The organism is Kocuria sp. TGY1127_2 (assembly GCF_013394385.1).
Lineage (GTDB): Bacteria > Actinomycetota > Actinomycetes > Actinomycetales > Micrococcaceae > Rothia.
On sequence record NZ_AP022834.1, the window covers coordinates 1553986 to 1567027 of the forward strand.

Annotated in this window: 11 protein-coding genes; all 11 read right to left on the reverse strand. The window is 62.3% G+C overall.

Annotation, left to right across the window (positions count from 1 at the left end):
* Nucleotides 1-16: 16 nt before the first annotated feature.
* Nucleotides 17-520 carry a hypothetical protein gene (locus sake_RS07045; protein ID WP_129359591.1) on the reverse strand — a complete coding sequence of 168 codons (504 nt, stop codon included), beginning with the start codon at nucleotides 518-520 and terminating at the stop codon, nucleotides 17-19.
* Nucleotides 517-954, reverse strand: coding sequence for a DUF948 domain-containing protein (locus sake_RS07050; RefSeq protein WP_129359590.1), 438 nt, complete (start codon nucleotides 952-954; stop codon nucleotides 517-519). Before sake_RS07050 ends, sake_RS07045 begins: the two co-directional genes overlap by 4 nt.
* Nucleotides 955-1104: 150 nt before the next feature.
* Entirely contained in the window at nucleotides 1105-1746 is a 642-nt protein-coding gene (gene rpsD, locus sake_RS07055; RefSeq protein WP_129359589.1) for a 30S ribosomal protein S4, read from the reverse strand.
* Nucleotides 1747-2036: 290 nt separating this feature from the next.
* Complete coding sequence (locus sake_RS07060; protein WP_178945693.1) at nucleotides 2037-2399, reverse strand: hypothetical protein; 363 nt, start codon at nucleotides 2397-2399, stop codon at nucleotides 2037-2039.
* Nucleotides 2400-3185: 786 nt separating this feature from the next.
* Nucleotides 3186-4574, reverse strand: a complete 1389-nt coding sequence (locus sake_RS07065) for a replication-associated recombination protein A (protein ID WP_238147596.1) — start codon at nucleotides 4572-4574, stop codon at nucleotides 3186-3188.
* Nucleotides 4575-4608: 34 nt separating this feature from the next.
* Nucleotides 4609-5046: a D-aminoacyl-tRNA deacylase gene (gene dtd, locus sake_RS07070; protein ID WP_129359587.1), complete on the reverse strand. Its 438-nt coding sequence runs from the start codon at nucleotides 5044-5046 to the stop codon at nucleotides 4609-4611.
* An 80-nt stretch (nucleotides 5047-5126) separates the two neighbouring features.
* A complete protein-coding gene (locus sake_RS07075; RefSeq protein ID WP_129359586.1) occupies nucleotides 5127-5522 on the reverse strand; it encodes a DoxX family membrane protein in 396 nt (131 codons plus the stop codon).
* 210 nt (nucleotides 5523-5732) lie between these two features.
* On the reverse strand, nucleotides 5733-7778 hold the full coding sequence (locus sake_RS07080; protein ID WP_197964409.1) for an FAD-dependent oxidoreductase: 2046 nt from the start codon (nucleotides 7776-7778) through the stop codon (nucleotides 5733-5735).
* Nucleotides 7775-8590: an SDR family oxidoreductase gene (locus sake_RS07085; RefSeq protein ID WP_197964410.1), complete on the reverse strand. Its 816-nt coding sequence runs from the start codon at nucleotides 8588-8590 to the stop codon at nucleotides 7775-7777. The genes sake_RS07080 and sake_RS07085 overlap by 4 nt, the downstream gene beginning before the upstream one ends.
* A complete protein-coding gene (locus sake_RS07090) occupies nucleotides 8587-9756 on the reverse strand; it encodes an acyl-CoA dehydrogenase family protein (protein WP_178945696.1) in 1170 nt (389 codons plus the stop codon). Before sake_RS07090 ends, sake_RS07085 begins: the two co-directional genes overlap by 4 nt.
* 7 nt (nucleotides 9757-9763) lie before the next feature.
* A complete protein-coding gene (aroA, locus tag sake_RS07095) occupies nucleotides 9764-12892 on the reverse strand; it encodes a 3-phosphoshikimate 1-carboxyvinyltransferase (RefSeq protein ID WP_197964411.1) in 3129 nt (1042 codons plus the stop codon).
* Between the last annotated feature and the right edge of the window lie 150 nt (nucleotides 12893-13042).

The following is a 13042-nucleotide window of genomic DNA, read 5'->3' on the forward strand; positions in this document are numbered from 1 at the left end:
GCGGTTCTGTTGCGCGCTAACGGGAATTCTGGGGGTCGTTTCCGGAGTCGAGGAAAAAGTCCGGAGGAAGATCCGAGTCCCGAGCAGGGCTGCCCGACGCCTCGGGTGCGGAGTGCTCGATAACCTCTGAGGATCCTTGCTCTCCTGGCAGTGCCTCACCGCTTCGCGATTCCGCCTCTGCGGTTCGGGGCCGATCCCATGTGTCCAAGGAGCCCGGACGGATGTCCTTCTTCTGGTTCGCGTACTTTTCGGTGAGCTGTTCTTCTCGTTCAGCCATTCCTTGTTTCACGGTCGCCGCGAATTTCAAGGCCTTGAGCGCACCATTCCGTACGGGGGTCAAAGCGGGTGAAGACCAGATCTTGTCCACGGTTCCTTCGCCGCCGTCACGCTTGCTGACCTGCATGGGATCCCTCACCACTAGTTCTTGGGCGGTGTGAACGATCTGTCCGCCACGTTTTGACGCGACGTAACCGGCTGCGGCGCCGGCGAGCAACAGACCGGCTTTGGACAACCAGCTCATCGGTCTTCTCCTGGGGTCTGGTGGGCACCAGCGTGCCCTGTTTCTCCGGTGGGCGCCTGGCTGCTGCTGGCGGCGTCTTTGTCTTCTGCGGCCTCCCCACGGAAAGCCTTGCGGACTCCGTAGGAGAATGATGCCATCTTGATGAGCGGCTGGCCCACGGTCGAGGCGACGAGGCTCGAGAGCGCAGATACGTTGGCGGAGGCGTCCGAGACGTTGTCGGTGATGCCGTCCACTTTGGACAATTGTGAATTGGTTGTGGTCACTGTGCGTGTGACCTCGTCGATGAGGGGACCGGTTCCGGCGTTGATCTGCCGTACCGTCTCCCGGACTTCGTCGAAGACCTTGCCGAGCTTGATGATGGGCATCGCGAGCAGTGCCACAAGGATGGCAAATACTCCGGCCGCGATAAGCCCTGCGATTGCTCCGCCCGTCATGAATGCACCCGTCTCCTCTGATGGAATCGTCTGGTTCCCGGCTCCTGAGAGGGGCTTTCACCGGGACCTGTGCCAGTTTACGGCATGGGGGCCGTTAAAGCCGTGATGGCCCGGGCATATGCCCGGGCCATCAGAGCGAGGTGAGAAAACTTACACCATACGGGCGTAGTACTCGACCACGAGCTGTTCCTCGCAGGTCACGGGAACTTCGCTGCGCTTGGGCATACGCTCAAGCTTTGCGTGAAGCTTGTCGATCTCCACATTCAGGTACGCCGGAGTATCCGGAAGAACGTCCTGGTTGGCGCCGGTGGCGGCAATCTGGAACGGATCCATCTTCTCGGAACGGGGGTGAACGTGAATAAGCTGGCCTTCCTTCACGCGGAAGGACGGACGGTCCACGCGAACGCCGTCCACCATGATGTGGCGGTGAACGACCATCTGGCGTGCCTGGGAGATCGTGCGGGCGAAGCCTGCACGGAGAACCAGGGCATCCAGACGCGTCTCGAGCATCTGGACCAGGTTTTCACCGGTCTGACCCTCGACGCGCTTGGCCTCAGCGTATGCGCGACGCATCTGAGCCTCACGGATGTTGTACTGCGCGCGAAGACGCTGCTTCTCGCGCAGACGAACGGCGTAGTCGGAGTCGGCCTTCTTGCGGGCACGGCCGTGCTGGCCGGGGCCGTAGGGACGACGCTCGAAGTACTTCTCGGCCTTCGGAGTCAGCGGGATTCCGAGAGCACGAGACTTGCGCACCAAGTTACGGGCGCGCTTGCTCTTAGTGGTAGTTGCCACGTTGTGCCTTTCATGCGGTTGATCGTCTGGCGCGGTGGCCCACGATCATTTGTTCTGGTGTAACTGGCCTCCATGATTCCGTGCACGGTTCGCACGGTGGAGAGCTTCGGGTCAGCCGCAACCCTCGCTACAACTACCCCGGTGATCACCCGCAGGTGCGTTTTGGGGAGCTTGCCAGCCAACGAGCCAGTCTAATCCCTCGACGTTCTCAAGGCCAGGAGGCAGCGAGACGGGTGCGTCACATGCGGTTGGTATGCAACGCACCCGATGCCGTGCCCTTCAATTCCGGATCACTGACCGCGCAGGACGAGGCGATAGTTACGCATCTTCGGATGTTCTCCGAGGAGGCCCGTCCACCCCTTGGAGAACTCGAATTTAAGGTCGAAGCCGCAGGTGTGGACGCCATGATCAGTCCAGTTGAACTCCAGAGGAACGGTGACCATGGCTCCGGTCCAATCCAACTTGTCAGTACGCTCCGAGTTCTCCCACTGAATGGTTTTGGACAAAGGGATCCCTTGCCTGACGCCCCAGGATCCGACTTGCCCGATCGTTGTACGGCCGGTGAATTTTCTCCAGCCCGCATTAGGCAGCACAATCGTAGGCCTGGGTATCCAGTATCCCGCTCCGCCGCCACCGTAGCTCTTGACCGACATCAACTGAGCATAGGGCCAGCATTCCGCCTGCACAGTAATGTTGAATTGGAGGTTCGCGGGCGCAAAGCGGCCAAAACTCGTGTTGTAGTTCCGAAGTCCATCGAAGGTGTCAAAGGCCTGCAGGATGCGGGCACAGTCGCCCGATCGGACTTCCTCAGGGGTCAAGCATCTGCCGCGAGAGGGTGGCGGGGACGACGAAGCTGCGAACGCGGGCACGGAGGCAGACATTGCCAGCACAGGAGCGGACCATGCTGCACCTTTCGCAAGGGTGCGGCGAGAAATATTCTGTTTGTTCTGTGTCATAGGTGCTTTGATATCGGTCGGAGACTATATCCGAAAGGGTTGTAGGGCATAGACTTGAGTCGGAAGACTCGCAGGAGAATATGACCCTGTCAATGCAGGATCACGTCCCCCGAAGGACAGGGACGGACCAAGCGGCGCCCGTGGTAAGTCTACGAGAGATGTTCTGAGTCATACTCTACTTTCTGGTCAGGCGGACTGGGTGTCCGGGAAATCAACTACGGCATAGCCCTCGGCTTGTTCCGCAGTCAAGATCATGCGTCGGGCTACTGGAAAGTATATTACTAGAATTCAACTCTTTAGGCCTGCACTAAGAAAGGCTCGCAGAGCCTCCAGGGCAACCCTGATTGAGGAGATTTCTTAGTTGACTTGGAAATACTCTTTCGGTACGCGGGTATAAAATAATTTTTTCTTTCGGACGCGTTACTAAATCTTAGATCGCCCTCTCAGAAACCAGTTAGTGATGCTCTTAATTGGTTTATCTAACTAACTGGACCGGAATCCACCCAGGATTCTTCGTATTATGCCTAGTCGTTGCCGTAATGGCTTTTCGGCGCCATACTCAGTGGGTCGATAGTATTCGACCCCCTTGAGCTCATCCGGCGCATATTGCTGTGGTGCCACGGCATGGGGTACATCGTGGGGGTATACGTAACCTTTGCCGTGACCATGGCGTGTCGCGCCCGCGTAGTGAGCATCCCTCAAGTGCGGAGGCACCGCACCGGCTTTTCCTCCGCGAACATCCGCTATTGCTTCCGATATTCCGGTGATGACCGCGTTGGACTTCGGCGCGGTAGCCAGGTGGATCACCGCCTGGGCGAGGTTGATCCTCGCCTCGGGCAACCCGATGAGCTGGACCGCCTGGGCCGCGGCCACGGCCGTCTGGAGCGCAGTCGGATCCGCCATCCCGATGTCCTCGCTCGCGTGGACTACCAACCGCCGAGCGATGAAACGCGGGTCCTCCCCCGCTTCGATCATGCGGGCAAGGTAGTGGAGTGCGGCGTCGACGTCGGAACCCCTGATCGACTTGATGAAAGCCGAAATCACGTCGTAATGCTGGTCTCCGCCCTTGTCATAGCGCAGGGCCGCTTTGTCGAGAGCCTCTTCCGTATGCTTGTCCGTGATTTCAACAGGGGCTTCCTGGTCCTCGGATTCACCATAAGCGACGGCCGCCGCCGCCTCGAGGGCGGTCAGTGCCCGCCGGGCGTCTCCCCCGCACAACTCCACCACATGCTTGCGAGCCGCTTCAGAAAGGACGACTTGGTCGCGCAATCCGCGCTCGGCCGAGACCGCCCGGTCCAAGAGATCCCCGATGGCCTCGTCCTCCAGAGGCTTGAGGGTCACCAGTATTGAGCGGGACAACAGCGGAGAGATCACCGAAAAGGAAGGATTCTCGGTGGTCGCCGCGACCAGCACGACCCACCGGTTTTCGACGCCCGGCAACAGTGCATCCTGCTGAGCCTTGGTGAACCGGTGGATCTCGTCGAGGAACAGGACGGTGGTGATTCCCCGGATGTCGCGATCGTTCAAGGCCTGATCCATGACCGCACGAACGTCCTTGACGCCCGCGGTCACAGCGGAGAGTTCAACGAATTTGCGGGACGAACCTCTCGCGATCACGTGCGCGATCGTCGTTTTCCCCGTCCCTGGAGGCCCCCACAATATGACGGACGAGGGTCCCGCCGGGCCGGCGTCCTCCCCTGCCAGAACCCGCAAGGGTGACCCGGGCTTGAGGGCATGCTGTTGACCGACTATTTCATCCACCGAGCGCGGCCGCATCCGGACGGCCAGAGGGCTCTTGGGACCGGCAGAACGACCGCGTGCTGGCTCGTTCGGCGAAGAATCGTCGGGACTGTCGAATAGTGATTGCGTCACAGACTCAGCCTATCGGAGCGAGGTTGAGCCGGAATCAGAGAAGGTCCTCACTGTCCAAAATCACGGTAAATGGGCCGTCGTTGACGAGTTCTACCTTCATATCCGCTCCGAATCGGCCGGTCTCAACCCTCGCGCCCAATTCCCGAAGGGCCGAGACATACTGATTGAAAAGCGGTTCGGATACGGCCCCTGGGGCCGCCTTGGACCACGACGGACGCCGCCCCTTCCTGACATCACCGTAGAGAGTGAATTGGCTGACCGCGAGAACCGGAGCCGCCTCGTCGGCGCAAGATTTCTCACCGTCCAGAAGCCTGAGGTTCCAAGTCTTCTCCGCGAGCTTGGCGATTTCGGCGTCTCCGTCGTGGTGAGTGATTCCGACGAGGGCGAGGAGACCAGGCTCTTGGATTCCTCCCACGACCTCATCTGAAACCGTGACACTCGCGCGTTCGACTCTCTGCAGAATTATTCGCATGCGGCCAGTTTAGACAAGGGGCTGAAATTCTCTGGCGTCGATCTCACTGGCCCGGCGAAAGACGACTTCTTGCTCTCGTGTCAGTATCCAAACAGAGTCGGGATGGCGATGGACCCTGCTCCGAAAGCCAGGACGACCGCAGCCAAACACAGCAAGAGTAAGTCATATTCCGGCCCACCGGACGATGCCCAGTACGTGCTGTGCCATTTGAAAACATGCATGCTCGTCGTGATCATCATCAGCAAGATCACTCCGATTCCGGCCCACTGCGCCAGAACACCGGTCGTGAAGGATAGCGCCGCGGCGAGTTCGGCAACGGTGACGAACCACGCCGCCGGAACATTGAGACCATCATTTTTCGCAAAGCCGCGGACGTCCTTGGCCTTCACCCAGAACTCACGAAAAAACGCCACGGCGAGCACGGCACGTACCAGCAAAAGAACAACCGCTGCGATGAGCGGTGGAACAGTCATCATCCTCATTCATCCCTTCTGCAGCGAGGACCGCTCGTGAACGAACACCGGTACCTCACTTCCCTAGCCACATCGAAGATGCTGTGCTCGAGGACGCTAGAGAAGAACAACTCTAGCAAGCTCTGATAAGCCCCGGTAGGTATCCCCGCGAAGGCCCCTCTGCGATGAGCCCGCATCAGCGCCCCCTTTAAAAGGGCGTCAAGGCACGAACGCTCAGATCGCGGTGAGACGGCGGGCCGCTGCCAGGCCTTCGCTCGTCGCGCGTACGGCGTCCACGGCGCGCGCCTCTCGTGCCCCGCCGACCACTTCGAAGGGAACGCCCGTGGCCTCGAGCCGTGCTGAGAGCGGATCAGAGGATTCCTGGCCCGCGCAGACGACCACGGTGTTAGCGGGGATCCGTTCGGTCTTCCCCTCGCGGGAAATCTCGACGGCATCGTGCGTGATGCCCACGTAGTCGAGGTCATTGAGCATGGAGACCCCGGCATCACGGAGTACTCCGACGTTGACCCATCGGGTCGTCTTGCCTGTCCCCTGACCGAAGCGTCCAGAACGTCGCATGAGGGTCACCTGCTGGCCTGGTCTGGGAGCAGGCCGTGGGGTCCCCCGTCGCTCGGCGAGAGCGCTCGTGGGGGCAAGAACCGTCGGCTCGACGTCGAATCGCTGCGCGAAACCGACCCACCGCCAAGCGGGATACTCGGTCTCCACCAGGGAGGCAGCCACATCCACGCCGATACCGCCTCCGCCGATGATCGCCACAGGACCAGGGGCGACTCCGTCACGCAAGGCCTTCTCATAACCGATGACATGGGCCTGGTCGGCGCCGGGCAGATCGATACCGCGAGGCCTGACGCCGGTTGCGAGCACGACGCCGTCGAAACCGGCGAGCTCGCCCGCATCCGGGGCATGATCGAGCTCGAGACGAACGCCTGCCCGCTTGAGCCGCTCCTCGGCCGCCGCGACCATGACCCCGTAATCCTCCTTGCCGGGAACCCGGGCGGCAAGCTTGAACTGACCGCCCAGTGCGGGGGAACTCTCGAAGACAGTTACACGATGACCCCGGAGAACCAGGTCCTCGGCCGCGGCCAGCCCGGCCGGGCCACCGCCTACCACAGCCATGGAACGGGGCTCGGGCGAGGGCTCCAGCGGGAAGCTGGATTCCTGCCCCGCCCGCGGATTGACCAGGCAGGATACGGGGGTAAAAGACATCGAACGGTCAATGCAGGCCTGATTGCACCCAATGCAGCGGTTGACCAGGCTGGCGTTTCCGGCCAAGGAACGGGCCATCAGGTCCGCATCCGCGAGGAAAGGCCGGGCCATCGCCACGGCATCGACGCGACCACGGGCCAGAATCTCTTCGGCTTCGGTCAGATCCACGATGCGGTTGGAGGCGATGAAAGGCAGATCCGGATGAACGGCATGAACGACGTCGGCGACGCGCTCACCATACGCGACCCAAGCACCGTGAGGAATCGAGGACTGTACGGTCGGGACCCGGGACTCGTGCCACCCCACCCCCATGCTCAGCGCATCGGCTCCCTCATCCGCCAATGCCAGGGCGAAGGCATCGACCTCCTCGGGAACCGTGGAGCCCGGCATCAGGTCCTCAACGGAGAGCCGGACGATCACAGGTATGTCCGAGCCTACGGCCTCCCGCACGGCCCGCAAGACTGCAAGTGGAAAGCGCATTCGGGCCCCGGCATCTCCACCCCAGGCATCTTCTCGGACGTTGGTCAGCGGGGAGAGAAATTGATTGAGCAGGTACCCCTCGGAGGCCATGATTTCCACGGCATCGAAGCCAGCAGCTCGGGCCGCTGCGGCCGCTGCGGCAAAATCGTCAATCGTAGAGCGTATCCCGGCCTCGTCGAGCTCCGTGGGAACGATGCCGCGCGCCGCACCCCACGGGATCGGTGACGGCGCGACGGCCCAGTCGCCGACCGCGTAGCGACCGGCGTGGAAGAGCTGGGCGGCAATCAGCCCATTCTCGGCGTGTACGGCTTTGACGGCCTCCGCGAGGCTCGCGATCACGGCCGGATCGGTGAGCACTACGTAGTCCTCGCCACCGGATCCGGCGTGGTTGACTGCGAGTCCGCCCGTGACCATCAGACCTGCCCCGCCCCGGGCACGCTCTGCGTAGAACGCGCCCAGGGCGGTTGCATCGTGCTCGCGGCCCGTGTGCATGGAGCCCATTACAATGCGATGCGGAAGCCTCAGATTCCCGACGGCGAGGGGTGTTGCGATGCGAGGAAAAGGAGTGCTCACTCCTGCCCGAACACCGCCTCGCGCAAGGGTTCCTTGGTGTCGGCCCAGTAGGGCGGGGCGATCACGGACAGTCCACCGTCGACGTTAAGCACCTGGCCCGTGATGTATCCGGCCTGCTCCGAAAGCAAGAACAGCGCCGCTTGGGCCATGTCCTCAGCGGTGGCCGGGCGGCCCAGCGGCAACTTCTCCACCACGGAGTCGATGTCTGCCATGCCCGGGACCTTGTTGTAGAAGAAGTCCAGGGAGTCCGTGTCGATCAGGCCGCCGTTGACGGCGTTGACAGTGATATTGCGCGGACCGAACTCGACGGCCATGTAACGCATGTACTGCTCGCCCATGGCCTTGGCGGCTCCGAGGGCCGCGTACGTCGGGAAGGCTGAATGCGATCCGTAGCTGGACATGTAGACGATCTTTCCGCCGTCACGCATGCGTTCGGCGGCGCGCTGCGCCCCGAGCACGAAACTGCGGACGTTCATCGCGTAGCTTCGGTCCAGATGGTGAACTTTCAGGTCTTTGACCGGTTTGAATGCAGAGGCCGCGGCATTGGCTACGAACGCATCCACATGGTCATAAGCGGCATCCACTGCCGCGAAGAGCTCGTCGACGCCCTCGGGGGACTCGACGTCGGCCTGGACCGTGATCCCGCCACCGCCCGCTTCACGCACGGCCGCAAGAGACTCCTCAGCGAGTTCGGAATTGGCCTTGTAGTTGATGACCAGATGGGCACCCTGCGCACCTAGCCGCTGGGCCAACAACCTGCCGATTCCTCGGCTGGCCCCGGTAATGACGATGACGCGAGGAGATTCGCTCACCACTGTCCTCCTTCGGTAGAGACGGTTCCCGAGAGGACGCCTCGGGAGATTACCTGCTTCTGAATCTCGTTGGTTCCCTCTTCGAAACGCTGGGCACGGGCATCCCGGTAGACGCGTTCGATGGGGTTCTTCTTCCAGTATCCGCGGCCGCCATGAACCTGCAGGGCATTGTCGGTCACGAAAGTGAGCATATCCACGGCGGTGAGTTTCGCAGCGGAAGAGAGCTCGCCGGCGTCCGGAGCGCCAACCTCGTAGGCACGAGCCGCCTGCATCACCAGCGCTTTGGCCGCGGCAAGGCGCGCATAGTTCTCAGAGAGCATGAACTGAATCGCCTGGCGCTTGGCCAACGGCTTCCCGAAGGTCACACGCTCGTTCGCGTATTCGATGGCGAGTTCCTGGGCACGTTCGGCCAGCCCGACGCAACTCATGGCCACTCCGACCCGGCTGGGGGTCAGGAATCCGCCGAGGGCGATCTCGAGACCTTGCCCCTCCGCGCCGAGGCGATAGCGGGCCGGGAAACGTGTCTCCTCGAAGCGCAGGGTCGCGTGATCGGTTCCGCGCACACCCATCGTCTCGGAGTCGTCAATGACCTCCGCGCCGGGCAGATGATTGGGCATCGTGAAGCTCACGAGTCCGTCCTTGCCGGAGGTTCCCTCCAGGCGTGCGGTGATCAGCAGGTAATCGGCTTTCACCCCGAAGGTGATCAGATGCTTTTCACCATTCATCACGTATTCGTCGCCTTCGCGGCGAACCGTCGTGCCGATATCGGCTCCCGATCCGCGGTCATGCTCGGTCAGGGTGAAGGCCACGCGCTTGTCTGCCTTGACCGCGGGAATGAGGACCTCATCCCGCAGCTCCGGGGAGGCGTAAGGAGCCATCGCCCGCCACGTCCCGTTGTTCACGTGCACGAGCATTCGAATGGATGCGTGGGACTTGGAAATCGCTTCCAGAACCTGAAGGTAATCGGAGAAGGACATCCCGGCCCCACCGAGTTCCTGCGGGGCCGCGAGGGACAGCCATCCACGCTCGCGAAGTTCGGTCACCAGCTCATCCGGTACCGTGCCGGTGTCCTCGATGCGTTCGGCCCATTCCTCGCCGGGTCCGGCGACCCAAGCTCGCACCTCGTCCAGGAACTCGCCAAGGTTCAGGGTGTTGTTATCGACCATGCTGATATCAGCTCTCTTTCCGGCCATCGCGGCCGTCGGCGGCGAGGGCCGCTGCGGCCTCGCGCAAAACGTTCTTCTGAATCTTCCCCGAGGCGTTGCGCGGCATTTCGTCGATATGCTCGACGCGCTCGGGCCAGTAGTACTTCGACACGCCAGCACCGGAGAGGTACTCCTGAATGCCGGACAGGTCGAGGGTCCGGTCCTTCTGGGCGTCAACCAGGTAAGCGCAACCGCGTTCACCGAGCCGCGGATCCGGCATCGCCACTAGGGCGACGTCGGCCACCAAAGGGTGCCGGAAGAGCAGGTTCTCGATCTCGCTGACCGGAATCTTCTCCCCTCCGCGGTTGATGATGTCTTTGACACGGCCAGTGACCTTGAGATAACCGTTCTCGTCTATGACGGCGAGATCGCCCGTCCGGTAGAAGTCATCGTCCGTGAAGACCTCCGCGGTGAGGTCCGAACGCTCGAGATAGCCGCCGAACAGGGTCGGCGAGGCAAACTCGAAGTTTCCCTCGACGCCCGCGGGAACCTCGTGCCCCTCATCGTCGACGATGCGCAGGGTGATCCCCGGAAGAGCCCGTCCGTCGGTACCCCACATGCTCTCCGGGACATCGGCGGGGCCCGACAACGTGGCCAGGCAGGTCTCCGTGGTGCCAAAGGCCCCGAGCACGGAGGTCTCGAGAACCTTCGTAGCCCGCTGGGCCAGTTCGCGCGGAACCGCAGCCCCCGTAGCAACAAAGGTCGTCAGGCTCTCGGGCGCTTCCCTCTGTCCGGACTCCACGAGCCCGACGAGGTCCATCAGGAACGGGGTCGCGGCCTGGACGAAGGATACCTTAGCCTGCTCGAAGGCCTGATCCAGGGCCTTCTCTCCTGACCAGATCGGCTGGATCACCTGGGCGACGCCAAGCCGGAAGGCCAATAACATCCCATACAGGAAACCGGTCTGGTGAGCCAGCGGGCTCGGCACGAAGATCCGATCCTCCGAGCCCAGACCCGAGCGGGCAACGTGCATGGAAGTGGCCTGGCCCAAAGTACGATACGGATGCTGAACACCCTTGGGTTCGCCCGTGGTACCGGAGGTGAACAGCAATTGGCAGATGTCCTCCTCGCTGGGCATTCGGTCGGCAATGGTTCCCCGATCCGGAGTTACCGAAGCCAGAGCCCGGTCGTAATAGCGCCAGGTCCAGTCGGAAGCGTTCCAACGAGCTGCCGCCTCCTCTGGAATGGGCGACAGACCCTTGATCCCCTCGCCGCCGCGGGCCGCGGACTGAACGACCACAATGTTCTCCAGCGCGAGCTTGCGGCCGGTGGCCTCGGCCTCGTCGGCCACGGCCAAGAGTTCGAGAGCGGCGCGGCGGCCGCGGAACAGGTCGGGCAGGAAGAGGATCTTGGCCTTCGAGCGGACCAAGGTCATGCAAACTTCCCGCGGGCCGAAGACCGGCATGATCGGTGTGACGACTGCCCCGATCTGCATCGCCCCCAGTGACACGGCGACGAACTCGCGCCAGTTGGGCAGTTGCACTGCGATGGCGTCGCCGCGGACCGTGCCCAATTCGATGAGCATCTGCGAGATCCGGTCGGCTTCCTCCTGAAGCTCGGCCCAGCTCGTGGTGGAGGCGGCCTCGCCCTCGGCAACCTCGATCACCGCAGCCTCCTCGGGGCTCCGCTCCGCGCGTTCTCGCACCAGACGAGGGAATACAGCGTCCTCGTGGGGCACGGCCTCCTCCGGATGCCGGGGAGCAGACTCGAGTGCGGGTTCGGTGCCGCGCGCGGGTTCAGAATGCTTCTCCCGACGCGGGTCCGAGCCCACTCCGATGCTCAGACCGATGCTCTCCATCGCGTCGAGAAACTCCGGATATGAGGTCCGATACGCATGGGGATAGGTCAGGCTGGTGACCCCCTGACACCTCGTAGCGGCCACGGCCAGGGCCATGAGCACACGATGGTCGTTAAAGCTCGACAGCGCGGCTCCGGTTCCCCTTCCATTCTCGATGCCGGTGATGTGCAGGGCGGTAGCTTCCTGCTCAGCGTGCCCGCCCAGTCGGTTGACCTGGAGCATCGCTGCAACCCGGTCTGATTCCTTGAGGCGAGCATGGCCAACGTTGCGCAGATGGCTCGTGCCATCGGCAAAGCAGGCAAGAGCCGAAAGAACGGGGACCAGGTCAGGGAAGGTCGTCGCGTCGAGATCGAAGGGCTGGAGGGTCAGGCCATCATGGTGGATACGCACCCATCCGGTCTCCGGATCCCTGGTCAGAGGAACCCCCATCTCGGTGACGATGTCGAGGAACTCGGCCTCCGGGTGATCCGCTTCGGCGGAGGTTGCTGTAGTGAGTCCTTCGAGCAGGACGTCGGCCGGGTGCAACGCAGCAGCCGAGATCCCGAAAGCCGCCGATCCAATATCCGCCGGAATCGTGTAGTCCCGAGCCTTCGGGGTCTGCCCCGCAGGGATTCGGTAAGTCAGCTCGTCCTCGCTGACCTCGACGTCCAGACCCCAATGGCGCATCAGGCGCAAGGTCAGATCCACGTAGGATCCCTCGTTGAGCTTGCCGCCGGTCACGTGAATCGTCGTGTCCGTCTCCGCGAAAGGAGCCAGGAGCAATAGGCCTGAGATCCACTGAGAGAGGGTCCCGGCGATCTCGACGTCGCCCCCTCGGGGACGACCGGGCTGGACGGTGATCGGCGGGCAGTCATCCTCGGATGAGAGCTCAACGCCCATTTGCTGGAGAGAGTCGAGGAGGGCCTTGATCGGCCGTCGCCGGAAATACTTCATGCCCGTCAGGGTTATCGGGCTATCGGCCAAGCAAGCCAAGCCAGTGAGGAAGTACAGGGTGGTACCAGAAGCCCCGACATCGAGCAGACCTTCACCACCGTCCGATCCACGCTCTCGAATCGGTACGCTACGGAAACGACCACCCGTCCCGGTGACGATATACGCGTCTTTCGTGACGGTGATTCCTACTCCGAGGGCCCGCAAACATGCGATAGTCCATTCGGCCTGCCTGGTGTGCGAGACACCGTGCAGGATACTGACGCCATCGGCTAGCCCGGCCAGAACCAGCGCGCGATGCACATGGTACTTGGACACTGGAATGCTCAGAGTGCCGGTGACGGATCCTTGATGTTCTGTGGAATTCAACTGCACATATTCGACGTTAGCACTGTGTCCGGGCCCATCCGTGAACCAGGAAACAAATCAGCACCGATCCAAGGTGGACGAGTGCTTGTCCGTCAGCTCGCGACCGCCGAAATATCCGGTTGCACGGCGTAGTCCAAGTCGAATACGAAT